The organism is Verrucomicrobiia bacterium (assembly GCA_019634635.1).
In the GTDB taxonomy this organism is placed as follows: Bacteria; Verrucomicrobiota; Verrucomicrobiia; order Limisphaerales; family UBA9464; genus UBA9464.
Genome location: JAHCBB010000021.1, coordinates 1 through 22,601 on the forward strand (window position 1 = coordinate 1; position 22,601 = coordinate 22,601).

Here is a 22,601-nt window from a genome sequence, read left to right on the forward strand (position 1 = left end):
TTTCCGGTTTGTCGTCGTAGCTGCCTTTGCTGAATAGCGGGGTGATGAAAGTGAGACGATAGGAGGTCATGGCAATGGCGGCAGGTTGAGTTCGGCGCAGACGTCCGAGATGCTCTTCGCGAGGTCCGGCTTCTTCTTCTTCCAAGTCTTCCAGCGGTCGCGCTTTTCCTTGTGGTTGCGCAGCAAGTCGATGAAAGCGCGCTGCCTGATTTCGTCCTGCGCGACGAGTTGCTTGGCGAGCGTCGCGAACGCTTGCTCGTTGAGACTGACCAGTTCGTCGGCGGCCGCGTCTTTTGGAGAGAGGGAAGCTTTGCGGGCGACCTCTTTCGCGGCGGCTTCGGCTTTGGCAAGTTCGTCTCTCGCCTTTTTCTCCGCCGCTTCTGCTTCCTTGGCTTCCTCGGCGACGATTTGCTTCAGTGCTTCAGGTCGCAGCGAAAACCAGCCATAGCCACAGGCGGTCTTGGCGCCCAAGCCGCGCACGGTGAGGGCGGTTTCGAGCCAGCGGCAGGCGTGGGTCAACAGAGCGGGATTGTCGTTGATGCCATTGAGGACGAGGCAGAAGGCGAATTGCGCGCCGACCTCGACGGCGGGGAAGGGATTGGGTTGAGGCTTCTCCTCTTTGAGCGATGAGGACAATCCTGGGGCAATGTTTCGCTTCTTATCTCCGCCATAGTAGAGCGGGTAGTGGACATTGGTCAGGTCCACCACGATGCGGGCTTCGTTTACCGGATAGGCGGGCAGGAAAGAAACAGCGCCTTTGCGGTCGGTGTCGCGTCCAGCGTCCTGCTCGCGGAAGGCTTTCAGGTCGCCCGTTTTGAAATCAACTTCCGAGGTGCCAAAGACGGCGCAAAAGAGAGCCAGTAAGGCAGGGGTCTCGGCACTACTGGCCGTCTTGAGTTCAGCTAGGGCGGCATGGCGGCACGCGCCTTTGACCGCGGATCCGGGAATGTAGGGCAAGCCGAAGAGTCGGTCGAGACAGATGCCGGCGTTCTGGATGAGGCTGTTGGCGAGATTGATGGCGAGGCGGCCTTCGAGTTGGCCGATGGTGACGGCAGCACGGTCGCCATAGGCTCTGCGGAAGAGGCCGAGCAGGTGACGCGTGTGGCGGGCGCGGAGGTTTGCCAGATCGGAATGTGGCTTGGCGGTCGTGGCCAAGTGTTCAGCCAGTTTGGCTTCAATGCGAAGCTTGACCACCTTGTCTGGATTCATGCCCTTTCGCGCCAAGCGATCCGCCTCGTCTTTGCGCTTTTTCGCCTCGCGGGCGATTTCAGCGTCTCCGCCGTCGGCAATCCGGAGAAGGCTCCAGCGGTGCGCGTCGTTGGCTTTGATCTCGTGAAGTCCCCAACTCTTGTGAAACACGAACTTGTCCAGCAGCAGGCTGCGATTCTCGACGTATTGCGCCGCCGAACCAATCAGTCGGGCAACATCACCAGGCATTGGAATGGTTGCGGCACTCATGTCCTCTCCTCCTTCTTCACAAAGCGGCAGGCGTACTGAAGCCACGCCATGGCTTCCGCCGTGGCTAGCTTGAGTGTTTCACTGGTGGTTTCTTTCCTGGTCAGAAAATCCATCAGAGTCTGGCGATTCTTCACGGACTCTGGAGCGATGGCGATGTCCCTGTCCGCCAAATGGAGGGCGATGGCGTCGAAGACCTTCTGCCATCCCTCCTTTTCAGAGAATGAATATGCGGCTGTCGCCAGCAGGCCGTGGTTGAGAATGAGCGGCGGGATTTTCTTGATGACTTCGCCTCCTTTCTCGCCTGAAATGGTCACGAGCTTGGCAAACGCCAGCACGTTGCGGGCACGGATTTGTTCGAGGTTCTGCATGGGATGGGTTTCCAGGTTGAGTCTAGGCAAGTTTGACCGAGCAGAACCCCAAGCCGGTTGTGCCGTCGCCGCCGAACTGCACGAGTTGCTCCGACATGAGGGCATCGAAGACCGCGTTGCTTTCGGATTCCCTGCGCAGGGTTGTGAACGCGGAGTAGAGCAAGGTTTCGGAGGGAACCGTCTCCTCGTTGAACAGACCGCCTTTATCGGCGGTGCCCGTCTCGTCGTCGATTCGAACATGCTGATTCACCTGGCACGCGTTGACGGCGAAATTCGATAGATCCCCGTCGGAAAGGAGCACGAAGCGTCCTGCGGCGTTCGCGAGAACGGAGTCTGAGAGCAGGCTGGTGAGTTTGTGTTCCCATTCGGACGGGAATTCACCAGCTTGCTTGAAGGCATACTCCTCGAGCACCACGCCCTTGGCATCCGGACGGTCAATCACGAGCTTTGCTCCCGCCCGGCAGGTCATGACCTCGGGCATGGAAGGGATGGTCAGTCCCCAACCTGCATCGCGGTTGAGGCGGCTGAGCGTGAGCGGCGAAACGGCAAGGGCGAAAGCGCCTTTGGCCGAGCGAACGGGGAAGGCGACCAGGCGCGCTTCTCCAAAGCTGATGTGACCGGCGCTGGCGTCTTTGCCCTTCGAGCCCTTGCCGAAGAGTTTATCAGCGTCTGTGTGCTCACCTTCAATCGCGTTGGGGAAAATGTGATCGCGCAGAACGCCCTTGATCGAGCTGCCGGGAATGATCGGGAATCCCGTGTGGCGCTCGCGCTGGACGGGCTGGTCTATGGCGCCGACGCTGGCGCCGGCACCGACGTGGAGGGGAGTTCGGGTGAACAGGAAGAGGATTTTGGTGGTCATGGTTGGCTTTGTTGGAAGGGGGTCATTGACGTTTGGTGGGTGGTCCGGGGCGGATTTCGTCCACGCCGGCGACGAGGCCGGATGGGATCAACTGGAAGACTTCAGGATGGGATTCGGCAAGCCGCGCGAGGTCCACGGCGTCCTTCTGCCGCTTCGTCGCTCGACGTGTGGGGTCGGTCGCGGCCCAGAGCTTGCCTTGCACGACGTCGGGAAGCGCAGCGATGGGGAGTTCGACGCCAAAGAGGGTCCCAATAACGGCACGGGAGGGGAAGCTGCCGTAACGGTGGTTGAGGGTGATCTGGATGCGAAGCCGGCTGCCCGGCAGGGTGGCATTGCAGGAATGAGGAAACTCCTCGACCTGGAATCCTGCCTGTCGCAGCGCGGCGGCCGTTCCTTCGGCGCCGGCAACCGCGAAGTCGGCGTCCAGGGTGACCATGGGCTCGGCGTAATGATTCACCGCGAGCCCGCCAATCAGGCAGAAGGGCTGACCGCTCTCGCGCAAGGCACGGACGACGAGGCTGAGGTCGTTCGTGCTGCCAGTGATTCCGGCGAAGAATTCAGCGTCCGACATCATGGGGCCGTTTCGTTTCTGTTGGTTTGAGGATCGTGGGACTCAGGGGCGAAATCATGTCAGGAGACGTCTCTGGACGTTGCCCATCGGGTTCGGGTCGAAGGGTGGGTTGCGGAGGAACGCTCGCTCCAGGTTGGAATCGTGACGTTGCAGGTGGTGCAGGAGTTCTTCCATAACGCGCGGATCAAGGCCCGACTGGCCATGGACCCGTCCCTCTGCGATCGGATTGTGACCGCCTTGCTGAAGCGGCCGGTCGTGGCCACCGATGTCGAATTGTTCGGCGAAGCCCGCCGCCTTTGCCGGCGCTACCAGGTCCGCTACTGGGATGCCGCGGTGCTGGCAGCGACCCGACGCCTCGGAGCGCCCATCCTGTACGCGGAAGACCTGAACGACGGTCAGGAGTACGACGGCGTCCGGGTGATCAACCCGTTCAAGACTCCGGACTGAACGGTGGGACCTCATTGCGGCCTTGTTCCTGGGAAAAAGTCCCATGTCCCGCAGACGCCCAGGCCAAAGCCCTTCTCGCCCATGAGCGTGCTGCGGCGGTTCCGGATGGTGGTGGGTTGGGTGTCGCTGCCGTGCCAGTTGAGGGCGGCGGCCAGGTTTTTTGCATCCGTCTCCGATTCGGCCTCGAAGTAGTACACGGCTCCGGCCGGAACGGCGAGGTGGGTGGACTTGGCACCGCCCTGGGGGCGATCCGAGTCGTTGGCCAGAGCCCATCCTGTGACGGGAATCGGCTTGGGTACGATGGCGGCGACAAGGTGGGTTCGGATTTCGGCTTCGCCTTCGTCGGAGACGCGCTTTACCCGGGGTCCCGTGTAGTCTCGCCGACGATTTCCCATTCGCAGCTTCAACAACACCCGACCGTTGTCCTTGTTGGGGTGCACAGTCGCCGTCTCTGCATCCCAATCGAGGGAAACCCAGTTTGGCAGCCATCCGCCAGGATGCGCGTGGATCGTTTCACCGCCCCTGGAAGCTCCACCTGGAATCTCCGGCCAGATTGCTGGGGACAGCAGGACCCACTTCACCAGCCAGTGGCCATCCTGCTGATGGAATCCGTCGGTGCGACCGAGGGGCAGGGGCAGGCCACCGTTCCTACTCGGCTCCAGCGTGGCCGTGCAGACACGCTGCTGACCACCGGCGATGATCTCGGCACCGTGGCCGTTGAGAAGCGTCCGCACCAGGTCGTCACCGTGCACTGGGTGGTGAAATTTCTTGTCGGCGGCGCTCGCCAGGACACCAAGCTGCCAGCCATCCCGCAATCGCAGGTAGTTGGCAGAATAGAATTGACCTTCCTCCACCGTGCCGGTGTCCGGATTGATTCCGATTCCGTAGGTGTGCTCGGTGTCTGCGAAGTCCCCATCGCTGATGAACACAGATCTGCCGGGAGGTTGAGGGACTTGCGCCGTTCGGAGGTAGGAGTTCCACGCCCCCAAACTCCACCAGGATTTCGGAGTGCCCTTGGAGGGTGGTCTTGTGGAAGTGACCGGATATTTGCAGGGGGCCACCAGACTGGACGGAGCGGCTGAGGGGTGAGGAGCGAGAACCGCCGAGCCGCTGTCATCGGCATCCGCAGGGCGCGGAAAGTACCAGGTAGGATCCGCGTTGGCGGTGGACACCGGGAATGGTCCTGCGGTGGCCAAGGAACCAAAACGGCGATCACGTCGTCCGGCGTCCCCGTAGATTCCATTTCGTCCCAGACAGTGGGGGTGGGCGTTTTGGAAGATGTCACCGGCCCGGTGGAGTGCTGCATGGAACGCATGATTGATGACCGTGGGCAGCGGCCATGCAGCGCCGTGGCCGGCCGATGCGCCGCTCATTGGGCGGCCATCGCGAAAGAACAGGATGTCGGTGGGGCGGAGCAGGATCGTGTTCATGGCCGATTGCCTTTCGGCAGATTACGTTCGACGAAGGCGACGGTCTGGCAGAGACCGATGACCGCCGACAAAGGGGACTCAATAGGAGCGGCCTCAAGCCGGTGCTGTTCATGAGGGGGCAGTGTCTCCCATCTGGCGGTGTTTTCCTTGGCCCGTTTCAACTCGTGAGCGGCTGAATTCTGAAGATGATGGAGGTAGCGGGAAAGGGCACCGGCGGGATCATCGGCTCCCGCTTCCTTCAATTCGGCAAACTTCGGGGAGTCCTTCTTCTGCCCCTGCCGTTCGATCGCGTGACGAAACTCGCAGAGCACGATCTCGACTACCGGAAATTCCCGAAGGGCTTTGAAGCTCTTGGCAGCGAGGGGCGAGGTGTCGGTGAGGTACGCGTCCAGCAACTCGACAACGCGGTGCGGGAACTTCCCGGACACGCTCTCATCGGCAATGGCGGCAAGCATGGCGCGGTAAACTTCGAGGCCACCGTCCTCCCACTTGCAGCCCCATTCGGTGATTTCGCCGGAACGTTTGAAAAGCGACACGGCGACCGCGCCGCGTCCGAATTGGTTTTTCGCGCGCTTTTCCGCGGCCTGCGCCGCCCGCACGACATCCTGGAGCGGCGACTTGAAGTGGGCGATGGCAATGCCGACGGAGCAATCGGCTTTGGGACCCGGGACAATGGCCGGGAATCTGACTGGATCGTCCAGGAGCCGGGCCGTCTCTCCGTGACGATCGGTGGCCTCTGGCGACACGCGGAGGAATCCCTCCGTGTCGATCTGAAACAATCGCGTGGAACGGTCGCTGCGTCGTCGCTTCCCTTGTCCTACCAAGACCCCACAAGCCGCGCGGTTGAGGTCGGGATCCCCTCGGAAGGCGAGGCGGAGGGCTCTGGCGCATTCCAGTGCAGTGTCCGCCGGCAGCATCGCCAGCACGTCATCGCCGCCGGAGTAAACGAGCCGGCCGTCAAAGGCCTCCACGATGCGACGGACGGCATGTTGCGAGAAGTTTCCGAGCGCCTCGGAGAATTGCAGGTGCCAGGCCGGCGAAAGCGGGCGGTGGTGCTCCAGATTGGCCCCCTTCGCCCGATACACTTCTTCGCATTCCCTTGAGAGCACGTCCTGCAGCCTGGGTGCCTTCGAACCGCTGATCCACTTGCCCATGGAGTCCCCATCCAGGGCAAGCACGGCAAAGTACCTCTCCTCCTGTCCGCCATCATCATCATCGTCGCCCCACGGTTCGTGGGCGGCGATCCCCCGAGTGTTGGGCATCTCCAGATCCTTTGGAGCAAAGGCGTGGCGTGGACAGAGCACCGCGTAGGGCCAGAGCCGCTTGATGAGTGTGCCTGCGCCAAGGTCTTCTCCCCTCTTGACGAGATGGTTTTTCCTGAGGCGGGCAGCCAGCTTCGTAGACAATTCCTGGGCGTCGGCTTCGTCCCCCACGAGGAGGACTGCCACTTCGCGGCCGTTGAGGGAATCCTTGGAATTGTCCTTGGTGGGATGCAGATGGCCACCCACGGCGGCAGGGAAGCCTCGATTGGCTTTCGCGCCGTCGAGCAACCATTCGGCACTGGCATAGAGGGCGCTCCAAGCTGCGGCGACGTTCTTCGGTGCCTGGTCGGTCAGGTAGCGCGTATCGGCTCCATGCTGGCAAAGGTTGAGAATGGTCTGAAGTCCGGCGCGCGGCGTGTATTCGGCGGTGGAATCGTCGTTCGGAAGAGGCTCCGCCTGCTCCCGCGCGCCCTGGAACGTATCCGGCCAGGGAAGCGCCTGCCAATGGACCTCGAGCAGCCTGTCAGCCTGCCGGGAGAAGCGATTCTGGTTGAATCGGGTGCCCAAGGCTTGTGCTGCAACGTCGGCCAAAGGACCGGCAATTTCGTGTTTCAGGAACAGCTTCAGGTCATCTGCAAGATATTGAGCATAGGCGGTGACCGATGCGAACTGTGGTCCGCGGTCGCGATGCTCCACCATGCGGGTGGGCAAGACGGCGAGGAACCGGTTCGGCAGGGAAGGAGTGAGTAGTCGCTGCTTGGAATCACTGCTGCCGTAGTAGTCAAAGGCTTCGAAGAGTTTCGAGTCCTCCACCGTGCTAACCTGATCCCAGATCTCCTCCTTCAGGAGCAAATCCGCGATCGGTTGATCGCAGAGGTTTGGGAAAATCACATGGTCGGGGCCAAAATCGAGCGCGATGCGACGGAGGGTGTGCCCGATCAGGTAGGAGAGCAGGTAGCTGCCGCTCCACAGGTCGCGCGTCGAGCGTGCGGCACTGATGAAGTCCTGGACCGGGCCGATGGTGAAGATTAGGAAGGCCGGGGAATCAACCGGACCCCCGGGGTTGTCCTTGGTCCACGGCTCTCCGCCCAGACAGCCCTGCATGGCACTGGTGACGGCAAGATGATTCCAGATGGTGTGGTCGGGCAGCCGGGTTTCGGCCGGGTACAGGGCGAAATCGGCGTGACGCGACGCGGCCCAGTTGCGCCAGAAACGCCAGGTGCTGATGAAAGCAGCGCGTGGATTGTCTTCGTTCAATTTGGGGCGGGACGTCTGGGAAGTGTCCTCGGCGACGCCAATCGGCAGGGCCTGCCCATTCAAGGGAATCTCGGCACCACCCAGCGGATGGCGGAAGCAGGTGAGTTCGGTTCTCGTGTCCGATGACGGAGGAAACGGCAAACGATCGGCCGCCGAGGCCGCCCAATCGGCCTCTTTGCGCGCCATTTCGGAGGACGGAATCATACCCGCAATTCGTCGTGCGCGCTCCTCGTGGTCGAGAATGCTGAGCACCTTGTCCGGGCTGTCGTGCAGGTAGGCGGCCAGTTTTCGTTTCCAGAAATTCATGCGGGGTGGGGCGGCTTTCGGCTAGTTCCGGGAGATCGGGGACGGCAGGAGCCGCCGGAGATTGCAAAAGGAAAACGGGGTGGGGCCGTTCATGGCACGAAAAAATTGTGCCGGGCCGAAACTTTTTCCGAGCACGGGGACGTTCCGGGACGTCGGGGGCCCGGATTGCCGGACGGCAGGGAGCAGGGGTCGGAGGGCGGGAACTCCCGTTCGGGGCATTATCAAAGGCGTCCGGGGACAAAATAACGCGCGGGACTTGTCATGCCTTGAATGGGATCCGTAGCCTCTGGGTCCGTTGAAGCCATGGATCGCCCGTCCCTCCGCAGTCTTGCTGCCGCCGCCGCCGTCGCCGCCTTCGGGATCGGCGTGGCCCTTTTTGTCATGATGCCCCTGAACGCAAAGGACGAACCGAAGCCGTCCACCACCACCACCACCACCACCACCGCCGCCGCCGCACGAACCAACCGCAGCGGGCGCCTGAATCACGTTGTGGCCTTCAAATTCAAGGACGCGGCATCGAAGGAACAGGTCCGGGAAGTCGAGGAGGCCTTCCGCTCACTCAAAACCAGGATCCCCCAGATCCAAAAACTCCAGTGGGGACCCAACAACAGCCCCGAGGGCCTCAACAAGGGCTTCACCCATTGCTGGGTGCTCACGTTCGCCACCGAGGCGGACCGCGACGCCTACCTCGTGCATCCCGATCACCAGGAATTCGGCCGGCTGGTGAAGCCGGTGTTGGGCGACGTGTTCGTGATTGATTTCTGGGCGAAGGAGTAGGGGGGCGCCGCGGGAGCTCCCGGGTGGGCATCGGCACACGTGCCCAAGCGAGCGCCAGCGCCGGCTCCCGAAGGCCGCAGGGCCGCGAGGCGGTCCAGAAAGGGCTGTTGGGCGACCTTCATGTGCTCGCGGGCCTGCGGCATCGGGAAAAAGGCCGCCCGCTCAATTTCCGGCCACACCGACCACTGACCGGATCCCGCCGGCCACTCCACCTCCACCTGGGCGCTCCGAATGGGCTCCCGTTCGTCCCAGTCGCCTTCAAACGCCCAGGCGTGAACCGTTTTCCCGCCGCGCTGCCGGACCGAGCCGAGCTCGTGGTAGGGACCGTGCGGCTCCAGCCCGACTTCCTCCCGGAATTCACGGATGGCGGCCTCCAAAAGGTTCTCCCCACGCTCCACCTCACCCTTGGGAATCGTCCAGATGTCATGATTCCGGTGCGGAAACCACGGGCCGCCCGGTCTGGCGAGGAAGACTTCCAGCCGTCCCCCACGGCACCGGTACATGAGCAGCCCGGCGCTCACCTTCCCGCGGCGAAAGGTGCGGCTGTTCGAAAAATAGCGGTTCACGGGAGCCGTCACGGGTGGTCTGGGGAGGACCAACGTACTTCAGGCTAGGGGATGGACCCGGAATTGGCAACCCCTCCCAGCTTGCGCTCCAGCACGTCCCCGGCGAGCGCCGGATTGGCCTTGCCGCGGGACAGCTTCATCAACTGGCCCTTGAGGAAGTTGAGGGCCGCCGCCTTCCCATTTCGGAAGTCCGCAGCCGGGCCCGGATGCGCCGCAATCACCTGGTCGGCCAGACGCTCGATCTCCGCCATGTCGCTCACCTGGGCCCATCCGCGCGCCGTGACGATCGCCTCCGGACGCCCGCCCGACGCGGTCATCTCGACAAAGACGTCCTGGGCAATCTTGCTGCTGATCCTTCCGGAGTCCACGAGCACCACCAGCTCGCGGAGGGCGTCCGGTCCGAACGGCAGGCCCTCCAGGCCAATGCCGCGGGCGGCAAGCTGGGCCGGCAGGTTGTTGATGACCCAGTTCGCCACCGCCTTGGGGTTGGCGACGCCCGACGCCGCCTGCTCGAAGAAGCGTCCGAGGTCCAGCCGGTCACTTAGCACGGCGGCGTCCCCGGCGGGCAGGCCGTAATCCCGCATCAGCCGCTGCTTGCGGGCCAGCGGCAGCTCGGGCATCCGGGACCGGACCTCCGCCAGCCACTCCGGGGTGGGCCGGAAGGGCATGAGGTCCGGCTCCGGGAAATACCGGTAGTCGTGGGCATCTTCCTTGGACCGCATGGGCTCGGTGATTCCGGCCTCGTCGTCCCAGCGCCGCGTCTCCTGGCGCAGGGTCCCGCCACGCTCGATCTCGCCGATCTGCCGGGCGGATTCGAAATGGATGGCGCGGCGGACCGCGGAGAACGAGTTGAGGTTCTTGAGCTCGATCTTGGCGCCCAGGTTGGGGTCACCCTTCGGCCGCACGGAGAGGTTGACGTCGCAGCGGACCATCCCCTTTTCGAGATCGCAGTCGCTGATCCCGCCGCGGACCAGGATGTCCGTCAGCGCCCGGAGGTAGGCGTGCGCCATGTCGGGTCCCGTGAGGTCGGGTTCGGAGACGATCTCCAGCAGCGGCACGCCGGCCCGGTTGAAATCCACGCCACTGTGCCGCTCAAAGTGGTTGTTCTTGCCGACGTCCTCCTCGAGGTGCGCCCGCGTGATGCGGACTCGCGCCAGCCCGGATTCATGCCCAGACGCCCCGGAGAATTCGAATTCCATCCATCCGTTGCGCGTGCTGGGGCGGTCGTACTGGGTGACCTGGTAGTTTTTGGCCGAGTCGGGGTAGAAGTAGTTCTTGCGGTCGAACTTCGCCGATTCCGGGATCTCGCAGTTCAACAGGAATCCCGTGAGCACGGTCAGGCGGAGGGCTTCCTCGTTCGCCACGGGGAGGACCCCGGGCATGCCGAGGCAGACCGGACACACCAGGGTGTTGGGTTCGGCGCCGAAGGTGTTCGGGCAGCCGCACCACATCTTGGACCGGGTCTTCAACTGGACGTGGGTCTCCAGCCCGATGACGGTATCGTACTCCATGTCGCGGCCCGGGATATGCCATCCCGCGGCCGGGGATGCCATCCCGGAGTCACCGGGTTGATTGACACCCGGGTGGCGCGGTCGGTACGGTCCGACTCCGGGCTTGAGCCATGCGTTCGGCGGGCCTTGGAGAATGGAGGGTGTATGGCGGAAGGTTACTGTGTCCGATGTAAATCCAAGAAACCGATCGCCGATGCGGTCGAGGAAGTCATGAAAAACGGGCGTAACGCGGTGAAGGGCAAGTGCCCGACCTGCGGTGCCGTGATGTTCAAAATCCTCGGCGGCAAGGCCGTCGCGCCTGCCCCGGCCGCCCCGGCATCCGAACCGCCGGCTGCATGACGTCCGGCACGCCCTGCGCCGGCCTTCGTCCCACCCCAGACGCTCCAAGCCACCCCGTCCAGGATGCCTTCTGATGCCTTCCGTTTCCCGTCGTGATTTCGTGGCACGCTCGGCTCTGGCCGTGAGCGGTGCGTCGGTGGTCCGGCGACTGCATGCCGCGGTCGAGCCGGGTCCCGCCGAGTTGCAGGCCACGCCGCCCGTGGTGGTGTCCACATGGCCCTTCGGCCGGCCGGCCAACGAAGCCGCCCTGGCCGTGGTCCGCGCCGGTGGGGCGGGGCTTGACGCGGTGGAGCAGGGGATCCGGGTCACGGAATCCGACCCCAACAACGCCAGTGTGGGCTTGGCGGGCATTCCCAATGCCGATGGGGTCGTTCAGCTGGATGCGTGCATCATGAGCGGGCCCGGGCATCGCGCGGGCAGCGTGGCGGCGGTGTCGGGCTACCGGCATCCGGTCAGCATCGCCCGGCGCGTCATGGAGACGACCCGGCACGTGATGCTGGTGGGCGAGGGAGCCGAGGCCTTTGCAGCGCGGGAGGGCTTTGAGCGGGGGCCGAAAGTTTCCCCGGGGCAGAAGGCCGCCTGGCGCCGATGGAAGGCCGATCAGGCGGCCCGCGCCCGGAACGCCGCGCAGCACCCAAACCACGACACCATCGCCCTGATCCTCCTCCTGCCCGACGGCAATCTCTTCGGCGGCTGCTCGACCAGTGGCTGGGGCTACAAGATCCCGGGCCGGGTTGGGGATTCCCCCATCCTCGGCAGCGGGTTGTACGTGGACAATGAGGTGGGCGCCGCCGGGGCGACGGGGGTCGGGGAAAACGTGATGCGCTTCTGCGGGTCCTTCCAGGTGGTGGAGCTGATGCGCCAAGGGCTCCATCCGCAGGAAGCCTGCCTGGAGACCATCCGCCGGATCGCGCGCAAAAGTTCCCCGGGATCCGATCTCGCCATCAACTTCATCGCCCTGGATCGTGCCGGCCGATTCGGTGCGGCGGGAACGGGCCGGGGATTTGAATACGCCGTCGCCTGCGAGGCCTTCAGCACGGTGTTCCAAAGTCCCGGGCTGACGGAGGCGGACATCGGCCCGGTGGGCGGCAACCGGAAGTGACGCCGGCGCTCGGTGGGCGGACGGATTGACTTGCGAGGGGATCGGGGCTCGTTGCGGCCGCATGCAAACCGTCATCCACTGGTTCCGGCGCGATCTGCGGGTCTCGGACAACACCGCGCTCCACGAGGCGGCCTCAAGGGCCGAATGCGTCGTGCCGGTCTTCATCTGGGACGACGCGATCCTCCGGGCCCCGGACACCGGGGCGGCGCGGGTGGCGTTCCTGCTGCGGTCGCTGGAGGCGCTTGCGAAGAATCTTGGGGCACTGGGTCACCGGCTCATCCTGCGTCACGGGACGCCGGAGGTGGAGTTGGTGCGGTTGGCCCGGGAAACCGGAGCGGCCGCGGTGCTGACCAACCGCGATTACGAGCCATATGCGGTCAGCCGGGACCGGCGGGTGGCGGCGGCCCTGTACCCGGCCGGGGTCCACTTCGAGTCGTTCAAGGACGCGGTGATCCAGGAGGGGCGGGAGGTGCGGACCCAGTCCGGGGAGCCCTACACGGTGTTCACCCCCTATGCGCGGGCCTGGCGTGCGCTGCCGGTGCCGCCACCGGTGCCGCGTGTGCCGCGGGCGGTGCGGCCGGTGCCGGAAGCCATCCGGTCGCTGCCCATGCCGGAAGCGTCGGCGTCGCTGGGGCATCCGCTCGCCCAGCAACTGCCCGCAGCGGGGGAGCACGCCGCGCAGGAGGCCCTGCGCGCGTTCGTCGAGCGCCGGGTCTTCGACTACGACCGTCGCAGGAATTTCCCGGCGGATGAGGGCGCCACCTCGCATTTGTCCCCGCATCTGCGGTTTGGAACGATCAACATTCGCACGGTGCTGGCCCGGCTCCAGCGGGTGCGCGAGGTCGCCGCGCCGGCGCAGCTCCGCGGATGCGATGTGTGGTGGAGCGAACTGATCTGGCGGGAGTTTTACATCCAGATTCTGGCCAACTTTCCCCGGGTGGCCGCGGGCAGCTTCCGTCCGGAATACGACGCCCTCGAATGGTCGGGACCGGACGAGCACTTTGCGGCGTGGTGCGAGGGACGCACGGGATTTCCCATTGTGGATGCGGCCATGCGTTGTCTCAACGCCACTGGATGGATGCACAACCGGTTGCGCATGATTGTGGCGATGTTCCTCACCAAGGACCTGCTGGTTTCCTGGCAGCGCGGGGAGCGCTATTTCATGCAGCGATTGGTGGATGGCGACCTGGCCGCGAACAATGGCGGCTGGCAGTGGAGCGCCGGCTGCGGCACCGATGCCGCGCCGTACTTCCGCATCTTTAATCCGGTCCTCCAGGGGCGGAAATTTGATCCGGACGGAGCGTTTGTGCGGCAGTGGATCCCGGAGCTCGCGAACCTGCCGGAGGAGGCCGTGCATGAGCCGTCGTCCGAACCCCTTCTGCTGGCGCGATCCGGCTATCCGGCCCCCATCGTCTCCCATCCCACCCAGCGTGAGCGGTGCCTCGCGATGTTCCGCAAGGTTCGGGGCGGGTAGGAATCGGACGGGGTTGAGGGCGGGGCTTTTTGCCGCTGCCGAAGGGCGGGCGGCGGCCCGATGGAGTGCCATGAATGCTCTTGCCGTTGCAGGATTTTCCTTGCCCACAAGGTCCCCGGTGATTGTAATGGGCCACACACTCACTTAATGCCACAAACCACCCCGGGCGGATTGTCCGCCGCCAACGGGTGGCGGCCACCCGTGGCGGTGGGTTGCATTCCTTATGAACCGAACCCGATTCCCCAAACCCTGCTGCCTGTTGCTGGCGGCGTTATGGCTGGGCAGCGCTCTCCAGGCGCAGAACGTCCTCCAACCCGGCGACCCGATCGTCGCCTCGTCCGCCAACAGTCCCGGCTCGGAAGGCGTTGCCAACGCCATTGACGGCCAGCCGACCAAGTACCTGAACTTTGACACCCGCATTGGCGGCAGCCCTTCCGGGTTTGTGGTGTCCCCCAGCATCGGCGTCACCCGCGTGGTGGGGATGTTCATGCAATCGGCCAACGATGCGCCGGAGCGCGATCCCAAGGTGGTCACGCTCGAAGGTTCCAATGATGAGAATCCCAGTTGGAGCTCGGGCAACTGGGAGTTGATTGTCCGCCTCGACGACATCCCTGAATGGTCCGGCCGCTTCGAGTTCCAAGAATTCAATTTCCCGAACCTGAGTGCCTACCGGCATTACCGCTGGACGGTGGTTGAGACCCAGACGGAAAACGGTTGCTGCATGCAGATCGCCGAGGTCGGGCTGCTGGGCAGTGTCCTGCCCCAGAACGTCCTCCAGCCCAGCGACGCCATCAGCGCCTCGTCGGCGAACAGCCCGGGGTCCGAGGGGGTGGCCAACGCGATTGACCGCCAGCCGACCAAGTACCTGAACTTCGACACCCGCATTGGCGGCAGCCCCTCCGGATTTGTGGTCACGCCGGCGCTGGGCGCGACGGTGGTCACTGGCATCACCATGCAGTCGGCCAACGATGCCCCCGAGCGCGACCCCAAAATCATCACCATTGAGGGGTCCAACGATGCGGACCCGACCTGGGGTTCCGGAAACTGGGAGCTGATCTACCGGAACGACGAGATCCCCGAGTGGTCCGGCCGGTTTGAGGAGCAGACCTTCCTCTTCGACAATTTCCGTCCCTATCTGCACTACCGCTGGACGGTGATCGAGACGCAGACGCCCAACGGCTGCTGCATGCAGATCGCCGAGGTGGCCCTTCTCGGGACCGGGGCCCCGGCCAATGTCCTTCAACCCAGCGATACCATCCTCGCATCGTCCGCGAACAGCCCGGGTTCGGAAGGGGTGGCCAACGCGATTGACGGCCAGCCGACCAAGTACCTGAACTTCGACACCCGGATTGGTGGCACGCCGTCCGGTTTCGTCGTGACGCCCCAGCTGGGCGCCACCGTCATCACCGGCATCTCGATGCAGTCGGCGAACGATGCGCCCGAGCGCGACCCAAAGGTCTTCACCATCGAGGGGTCCAACGATGAAAGTCCGACGTGGACGACGGGGAACTGGGAGCTGATCTACCGCAACGACGACTTCCCGGAGTGGACGGCGCGGTTTCAGACCCAGACCGCCTATTTCCCGAACACGAGGTCCTACCGGCACTATCGCTGGACAGTGATCGAGACGCAGACACCCAACGGGTGTTGCATGCAGATCGCCGAGGTGGGTCTCCTGGCGGTGGCCGACAAACCGGACTGCGACAAGACGCGGATCCTGGTGCAGCCGGTGGACACCTACGTTCTCGCCGGCGAGCCGGCCACGTTCTTCGTCACGGTCAACGGCCCCTGGCCGCTCCAATGGTACCGGAATGACCAGTTGATTCCGGGAGCCACCCGCACTTCCTACACCACGCCTCCCGTCACGACGGAAAACGCCGGCGATGTGTACACGGTAAAGATTTCCGGGTGCGAAGAATCCCGGACCAGCACTCCGGTGCAGGCGTTGATCTTCACACCGTCGGCGACGAAGAGCATCGGCATCAGCTTCCGCGGTGGCGGCGCCAATGGAGCGCCCACCCTGATGCTGCCCACTGACGTGGCTGGCCTGCATCTCCAGGCCTACTGGAACAACGCCCAGAACGCGGGCAGCGGGGAGATCCCCGACTTCAGCGTGGAACCGGAGGACCCGCTGGCCACGCTGTGGAACAGCGATGGCGCGGATTCGGGGCTGACCTTCGAATTCACGACCTCGGGTGCCTGGGGTGCCGGGACGGGCGACCAGGGCGCGACGGCCCGCATGTTGAACGGCCTCAACCACGCGCAGCCGAACACCGAGCCGGAGAGCCGCATGCTGACGTTCTATCAGGTGCCGGCCGGTACGCACTCGGTGATCGCCTACATGGTGGGCATCCCGCTCCAGTTCCAAAACGCGAACTACACGGTCATTGGCGAAACGACCACGACCTACTACGTGCGGGTGATCAATGCCGACGAATACAATGCGGCGCCCGGGTTCTACCGCGGCACGAGCACCAACCCGGCCAACCGGGACCTCGCGACCTATGTGCGGTTTGACAACGTGCGCGCCGCCGCGGACGGGACGATCCGCCTGACCTGGCAGACGCTGACGCCGCCGACCTACGATCGTGGGGCGCCGGTCAATGCGATCCAGCTCATCCTGAACTCGACCCCCGCGCCGCCACCCCCGGCGATCACCGACCAGCCGCATCCGACCACCGCACCCGAGAACGGTACGGTGACCCTCTCGGTGCAGGCGACCGGAACCGGGCTCACCTACCAGTGGCGCAAGAACGGGCGAAACCTGCCCGATGGCGGCAACGTCGCGGGGGCCACCACCGATACGCTGACCATCTCCAACCTTGGACCGGACGACGAAGCCATCTACAACGTCGCCATCTTCAACGAGGGCGGCAGCGTGGTCAGCCGCAACGCGTCGGTCAGCATCTCGCGCTATGCGATTGACGATGCCCTGGTGGGGTACTGGAAGTACGACGCCGCCAGCGGCACCACCGCGGTGAACTCGGTCGCGGGGGGCAGTGCGGCCGTGGTGAATGGCACACCGAACTGGATCCAGGGTCGGATTGCCAATGCGTTCAACTTTGACGGATTCACCTACCTGTTCGTGGACAACTACGCCAAGGCCCGCCGGGCGTTGAGCGTGTCCGGATGGGTGCGGGTCGAACCGGGCTTCTTCAGCGACGTGGCCTTCGTCCGCAACGCGCAGGGCCAGATTGGTGTCGGCGCCGGTGTCGGACCCGGCACACCCGCGGGACAGTTCGAGATCGGATTGGTCTTCGATGACACCACCCTCGAAGGCCGGTTGTCCGCCGCCGTGGGGTCCGGACCCAACATCGTTCGGGCCACCGCCCCCAACGCCTTCACCACCGGCAGCTGGCAGCAGGTCGGATTCACCGCGGACGGCGCCCAGGTCCGCCTGTATTTGAACGGTACCGAAGTCGCGTCCGCCGACTACCTCGGCAACATCAACGAACCGGGAATCCCCTGGCTCTCGATGGGTGCCCGGTTGAATGTGGACGACAGCGATCCGCCGGTGGTGGGTCCGGATTTCAATAGTCCGAACTACCTCTCCGGTCCCTTGGATGACCTGGGGATTTGGAATCGCAGTTTGACTGCGGAAGAGATGTCTCAGATCTACGCGATCGGACTCGAGGGCAACCCCCTGACGGACGTGGTCATCACGCCGCCGGTCAATCTGGAGTTCACCGGCGTCCGCGTGAATGCCGACGGTTCAGTCACCCTTGAGTGGACCGGTACCGGCGTTCTTGAGGCGTCCACAAGCCTGGGAGGCACCTACCAGCCGATTCCTGGCGCCACCAGTCCGTACACGTTCACTCCCGAAGGTCCGGAGTGGTTTGGCCAGCTCCGCAACTAGGCGGGGTGGCGGCCAAGATTCCCGGACGCGGCACCCCAGGGTGCCGCGTCCGCAGGGCTCGCGTCGGATGGCGCGGGCCTTTTTCTTTACAGGGGAATTCCGCCTTTAAACGTGACCGTCATCATTGGTCCACTGCCTCTGACAAGATGATGCTGAGCAGCGCGCCCATGCAGGCACCGCGTTCGGCGGGCGGCGTCAAGCCCGGTGGGGCGAGGCTCCCGCCGAGCCGTCCGTGCAACTGCAAGCCGGGCCTGTGGCAACTCCACTTGCCGACGGCTCAGGAGGACCTTCGCCCCACCATTGGAAACGGGGCTGGAGCTCCACGACCAGGTGACATCGGTGGGGCGAGGCTCCCGCCGAGCCGTCCGTGCAACTGCAGGCCGGGTCTGTGGCAACTCCACCTGCCGACGGCTCAGGAGGACCTTCGCCCCACCATTGGAAACGGGGCTGGAGCTCCACGACCAGGTGACATCGGTGGGGCAAGGCTCCCGCCGAGCCGTTGGTGCAACTGCAAGCCGGGCCTGTGGCAACTCCACTTGCCGACGGCTCAGGAGGACCTTCGCCCCACCACCGGAAAGGGGGCTGGAGCTCCACGACCAGGTGACATCGGTGGGGCAAGGCTCCCGCCGAGCCGTTGGTGCAACTGCAAGCCGGGCCTGTGGCAACTCCACCTGCCGACGGCTCAGGAGGACCTTTGCCCTACCCTCGGAAAGGGGTCTGGGGCTCCACGACCAGGTGACATCGGTGGGGCGAGGCTCCCGCCGAGCCGTCCGTGCAACTGCAAGCCGGGCCTGTGGCAACTCCACCTGCGGACGGCTCAGGAGGACCTTCGCCCCACCATTGGAAACGGGGCTGGAGCTCCACCACCAGGTGACATCGGAGGGGCGAGGCTCCCGCCGAGCCGTTGGTGCAACCGCAAGCCGGGCCTGTGGCAACTCCACCTGCGGACGGCTCAGGAGGACCTTCGCCCCACCTCCGGAAAGGGGTCTGGAGCTCCACCACCAGGTGACATCGGAGGGGCGAGGCTCCCGCCGAGCCGTTGGTGCAACTGCAAGCCGGGCCTGTGGCAACTCCACCTGCCGGCGGCTCAGGAGGACCTTCGCCCCACCCCCGGAAAGGGGTCTGGGGCTCCACTACCAGTTGACATCGGAGGGGCGAGGCTCCCGCCGAGCCGTTGGTGCAACCGCAAGCCGGGCCTGTGGCAACTCCACTTGCCGACGGCTCAGGAAGACCTTCGCCCCACCATTGGAAAGGGGGCTGGAGGCCCACCACCAGTTGACATCGGTGGGGCGAGGCTCCCGCCGAGCCGTGCGCTGGCGGTGTGTGTGTGGGCCATCATCGCTGGATTCCTTCTGACAGGACTGTTCAATGCTCTTGCGGCCGACGACCTTGAATGGCGTGCGGAGGCCGGGGTGCGCTGGGCGGCGCTTCCGGTTCCGGGGGCGGGACGTGCCGGCTTTCACCTGATGCCCCCCGCGGAGACCGGTCTGCAGTTCACCAACACGTTGGACGAGTTGCGCGGGGCATCGAACCGGGTGCTCTACAACGGGGCCGGACTGGCCGCCGGGGACGTGGATGGCGATGGCTGGACTGACCTTTTCCTCTGCGATCTCGGTGGCACCAATCGCCTGTTTCGCAACCGGGGCGCCTGGCGATTTGACGATGTCACTGTCGCCTCCGGACTCGGCGAGGTGATACCGGAGACGCGAGGGGCGGTCTTTGCCGACATCAACGGTGACGGACACCCCGACCTGCTGATCTCCGTCAATGGACGCGGCGTCCGCTGCTTCATGAATGACGGTCGGGGTCGGTTCCAGGACACCACCGCCGCCGCGGGTACTGCCGGACCCTGGGGCAGCACGACAATGGCCCTCGCCGATGTGAACGGCGACGGCAGCCTCGATCTCTACGTGGCCAACTACCGGACGGATGACATCCGGGATCGCGGCCAGGTCCGCATCCGGATGGTGCAGGGGCGTCCGGTGATGGCCGGAGCCGAGACCAACCGGTTTGTGTTTCTGGACGGACGGCTTGAGGAGTGTGGGCAGCCGGACCGCCTCCTGCTGAACGACGGATCCGGGCGCTTCCGGGAGGTGCCGTGGACCTCCGGAGCGTTCCTCGATGAAGCGGGTCGGCCGTTGACCGAACCGCCCCCGGACTGGGGTCTGGCCGCCGCCTTTCGCGATGTGAACGGGGACGGCGCTCCCGACCTGTATGTCTGCAACGACTATTGGACCCCCGACCGGCTCTGGATCAATGACGGGCGCGGAGGTTTCCGCGCTGCCCCTCCCGAGGCGCTCCGGCACCAAAGCGCCAGCTCGATGAGCGTGGATTTCGCGGATGTGGACCGTGATGGTCTCGTGGACTTCTTCGTGGTGGACATGCTGAGCCGGGACCCGCGGCTTCGCCGGCGCCAAAAGCCGGCCCAGAATCCCCCGTTGGCCGGGATCGGCGAGCCGTTGGACCGGCCGCAGTTTGTTCACAACACCCTCTTCCTGAATCGGGGCGATGGCACCTTTGCCGAAGTGGCCCATGCGGCGGGGTTGCAGGCAACGGACTGGTCGTGGGCGCCCTTGTTTCTGGATGTGGACCTCGATGGATACGAGGACCTCCTTGTCGGGGCGGGGCATTTCCGGGACGTGCAGGATCTGGATGCCGAGGCTCAGGTGCAGGCACGTCAGCACTCCTGGGACGGATACCCGGATGCGGCGGCGCGGCAGCGGGCGTTCACGCGGGAGTTGATGGAGCACTACCGGTTGTACCCGCTTCTGCGCATGCACATCGGGGCGTTTCGGAACCGGGGCGACGTGACGTTTGAGGAGCGAACCGCGGATTGGGGGCTGGATCTTCCCGGGGTCCACCAGGGATTGATCGCTGCAGATTTCGACAATGACGGCGATCTGGATCTGGCGGTGAACAGCCTGAACGGGCCGGCCCTGCTGCTTCGAAATGAGAGCCGCGCGCCGCGCATCGCCGTCCGCCTGAAGGGGATGCCGCCAAACACCCGCGGGATTGGTGCCCGGATCACCTTGCGGGATGATGCCCTGCCGTCCCAGACCACCGAGGTGGTGGCCGGAGGCCGTTACCTTTCGGGTGGCGACACCCAGGTCGTCTTCGCCTGCGGTCCAGCGTCCTCACGCCGCACGCTTGAGGTGGTCTGGCGTGATGGCACGCGCAGCGTTGTGACCCCGGTCGGCATCAACCGTCTCTACGAGATCCCGGCCACGGGTGCGGAGCCCGTTGCGGTCCCCCCGCCCGAGGTGGCACCGGCGCTCTTTGAGGACGTAAGTGCCTCGCTGGCCCACCTCCATCCGGAATTGCCCTTCGATGACTTCGCACGGCAGCCACTCCTGCCGCATCGGCTCAGCCATCTCGGGCCGGGTGTGGCCTGGCTGGATGTCAACGGCGACGGGAATGAGGACCTGGTGGTGGGTGCCGGGAGGGGCGGGGTGCCTGCATTTTTCCTTGGGGACGGCCGCGGAGGATTTGCCTCCGTGGCGGCCCCGCTTGCGGTTCCTGACGACACCGCCGGGCTGGTGGGCTGGCGGTACGGTGGTGCCGATCGGGTGCTGATGGCGCTGACCGGGTACGAGGAGGCCCGTGTTCCGGCTGTCCTGGGTTTCGAATGGACCGCGGGTGCCCTCGCCCTGTCGCCTCCGGCCGTTCCGCAGCCGGCACCGGCGGGTGCGCTGGCCATTGGGGACCCGCGGGGGGATGGGCGACTGGCGCTCTTCGTTGCTGGCGGTGTGGCCCCGGGGGCGTATCCGGCCGGGGCGCCGTCGCGCCTGTACTGGCGGGAGGGGGCCCGGTGGGTCCCCGACGCGGATAACAGCGCACGACTTGCCGCTGTCGGCCTGGTCAACGCGGCCCTTTGGAGCGATCTCGACGGCGACGGCCGGGCGGAACTGGTGCTGGCTTGCGAATGGGGACCCCTCAGGGTTTTCCGGCTCACCGGCACGGTGCTCAACGAAATCACCGATGATCTGGGCTTGGCGGGACACACAGGGCTCTGGCGTGGCGTCGCCGCCGGGGATTTCAACGGCGACGGTCTTCTGGATCTGGTGGCCGCAAACTGGGGGCTCAACAGTCCGAGGCGGGCTTCCGCCTCTCGACCGCTGGTGCTGGCGCATGGCGCCCTCGCGCAACCCGGGGTGACGGATCTTCTCGAGGCCGAGTGGGTCGGGGACCAACTGGCCCCACGCCGGCAGCTCGCGTCGCTGGCCGCCGCCATGCCGTTCCTGTCCGACCGGTTCCCAACCCATCGCGCCTCCAGCGAGGCAAGCCTCGACACCTTCCTCGGGGACCGGGTTCGAGACGTCCGCCGCGACCGCGTGACCACCCTCGAATCCATGCTGTTTCTCAACACGGGCGGACCGTTCCGCGCAGTCCCGTTGCCCCGTGAGGCCCAGTGGGCGCCGGCCTTTGGCGTTGTGGTTGCCGACTTCGACGGGGACGGCAACGAGGACGCTTTTCTCAGTCAGAATCTGTTTGGGACGGAGGCGGAGATGTCGCGTCTGGACGCCGGCACCGGGTTGTTGTTACGGGGCGATGGACAGGGTGGGTTGACGGCGTGGGCACCGTCGGCGTCCGGGATCCGGATCTGGGGCGAGGGACGCGGTGCGGCGACCGCGGATTTTGATGGCGATGGCCGGCCGGACCTCGTGGTCACCCAGAACGGGGCGGCAACGCGATTGTTTCGGAACCGCGGCGCCCTTCCGGGTTTGCGGGTGCGCCTCCAGGGTCCACCGGGAAATCCGTCAGCCGTTGGCGCGATGCTGCGACTCAAATCCGGCGATCGCCTGGGAGCCGCGAGGGAACTGCATGCCGGGTCGGGACACTGGTCCCAGGACAGCACGACAGTGGTGATGGGGCCCGTCGCCGCCGGCGGGGAACTTTGGGTGCGCTGGCCGGGCGGACGGATCACGACCACCCGCGTACCGTCCGGGGCGGTGGAGATCGGGGTCAGCACAACCGGTGAGGTGGTTGCCGGCCGGTGAACGCCCGGAGCGCCCGGGCGA

Annotated in this window: 15 protein-coding genes; 7 read left to right on the forward strand and 8 right to left on the reverse strand. The window is 65.2% G+C overall.

What is annotated here, in order from left to right:
• Window positions 1–66: 66 nt before the first annotated feature.
• Genes cmr6 through KF791_13920 form a run of 4 tightly spaced genes read right to left on the reverse strand, consistent with a single transcriptional unit; the run spans window position 67 to window position 3,259 of the window.
• The gene (cmr6, locus tag KF791_13905; protein MBX3733675.1) at window positions 67–1,458 is read right to left on the reverse strand and encodes a type III-B CRISPR module RAMP protein Cmr6; all 1,392 of its coding nucleotides are present in this window, start codon (window positions 1,456–1,458) and stop codon (window positions 67–69) included.
• Window positions 1,455–1,826, reverse strand: a complete 372-nt coding sequence (locus KF791_13910) for a hypothetical protein (protein ID MBX3733676.1) — start codon at window positions 1,824–1,826, stop codon at window positions 1,455–1,457. The genes cmr6 and KF791_13910 overlap by 4 nt, the downstream gene beginning before the upstream one ends.
• A gap of 22 nt (window positions 1,827–1,848) precedes the next feature.
• The gene (gene cmr4 / locus KF791_13915) at window positions 1,849–2,685 is read right to left on the reverse strand and encodes a type III-B CRISPR module RAMP protein Cmr4 (protein ID MBX3733677.1); all 837 of its coding nucleotides are present in this window, start codon (window positions 2,683–2,685) and stop codon (window positions 1,849–1,851) included.
• A gap of 22 nt (window positions 2,686–2,707) precedes the next feature.
• Window positions 2,708–3,259, reverse strand: a complete 552-nt coding sequence (locus KF791_13920) for a hypothetical protein (GenBank protein MBX3733678.1) — start codon at window positions 3,257–3,259, stop codon at window positions 2,708–2,710.
• Between the two features lie 138 nt (window positions 3,260–3,397).
• Here KF791_13920 and KF791_13925 point away from each other — a divergent pair, with 138 nt between their 5' ends.
• On the forward strand, window positions 3,398–3,703 hold the full coding sequence (locus tag KF791_13925; GenBank protein ID MBX3733679.1) for a hypothetical protein: 306 nt from the start codon (window positions 3,398–3,400) through the stop codon (window positions 3,701–3,703).
• A gap of 11 nt (window positions 3,704–3,714) precedes the next feature.
• Here the strand turns inward: KF791_13925 and KF791_13930 are convergent, their stop codons facing one another.
• Together KF791_13930 and cas10 are read right to left on the reverse strand one after the other, a co-directional pair.
• Complete coding sequence (locus tag KF791_13930; GenBank protein MBX3733680.1) at window positions 3,715–5,133, reverse strand: hypothetical protein; 1,419 nt, start codon at window positions 5,131–5,133, stop codon at window positions 3,715–3,717.
• Window positions 5,130–7,904, reverse strand: a complete 2,775-nt coding sequence (gene cas10 / locus KF791_13935) for a type III-B CRISPR-associated protein Cas10/Cmr2 (GenBank protein ID MBX3733681.1) — start codon at window positions 7,902–7,904, stop codon at window positions 5,130–5,132. The genes KF791_13930 and cas10 overlap by 4 nt, the downstream gene beginning before the upstream one ends.
• Before the next feature lie 438 nt (window positions 7,905–8,342).
• On the opposite strand from cas10, the gene KF791_13940 reads away from it, so the two are divergent.
• Window positions 8,343–8,735 (forward strand): Dabb family protein, encoded by a 393-nt coding sequence (locus KF791_13940; GenBank protein ID MBX3733682.1) that lies wholly within the window; start codon window positions 8,343–8,345, stop codon window positions 8,733–8,735.
• Here KF791_13940 and KF791_13945 read toward each other — a convergent pair.
• Entirely contained in the window at window positions 8,660–9,238 is a 579-nt protein-coding gene (locus KF791_13945; GenBank protein ID MBX3733683.1) for an NUDIX domain-containing protein, read from the reverse strand. The two genes, KF791_13940 and KF791_13945, sit on opposite strands and share 76 nt — an antisense overlap.
• Window positions 9,239–9,345: 107 nt before the next feature.
• A complete protein-coding gene (gene gatB, locus KF791_13950) occupies window positions 9,346–10,812 on the reverse strand; it encodes an Asp-tRNA(Asn)/Glu-tRNA(Gln) amidotransferase subunit GatB (protein ID MBX3733684.1) in 1,467 nt (488 codons plus the stop codon).
• A 144-nt stretch (window positions 10,813–10,956) separates the two neighbouring features.
• Here gatB and KF791_13955 point away from each other — a divergent pair, with 144 nt between their 5' ends.
• The 5 genes from KF791_13955 (at window position 10,957) to KF791_13975 (ending at window position 22,580) form a co-directional block, all read left to right on the forward strand.
• On the forward strand, window positions 10,957–11,151 hold the full coding sequence (locus KF791_13955) for a hypothetical protein (protein MBX3733685.1): 195 nt from the start codon (window positions 10,957–10,959) through the stop codon (window positions 11,149–11,151).
• Window positions 11,152–11,224: 73 nt separating this feature from the next.
• On the forward strand, window positions 11,225–12,253 hold the full coding sequence (locus tag KF791_13960) for a N(4)-(beta-N-acetylglucosaminyl)-L-asparaginase (protein MBX3733686.1): 1,029 nt from the start codon (window positions 11,225–11,227) through the stop codon (window positions 12,251–12,253).
• A gap of 61 nt (window positions 12,254–12,314) precedes the next feature.
• Window positions 12,315–13,727, forward strand: a complete 1,413-nt coding sequence (locus KF791_13965; GenBank protein ID MBX3733687.1) for a deoxyribodipyrimidine photo-lyase — start codon at window positions 12,315–12,317, stop codon at window positions 13,725–13,727.
• A gap of 223 nt (window positions 13,728–13,950) precedes the next feature.
• A complete protein-coding gene (locus KF791_13970; GenBank protein MBX3733688.1) occupies window positions 13,951–17,583 on the forward strand; it encodes an immunoglobulin domain-containing protein in 3,633 nt (1,210 codons plus the stop codon).
• 1,325 nt (window positions 17,584–18,908) lie between these two features.
• Window positions 18,909–22,580, forward strand: a complete 3,672-nt coding sequence (locus KF791_13975) for a VCBS repeat-containing protein (GenBank protein MBX3733689.1) — start codon at window positions 18,909–18,911, stop codon at window positions 22,578–22,580.
• The last annotated feature ends 21 nt before the right edge of the window (window positions 22,581–22,601 follow it).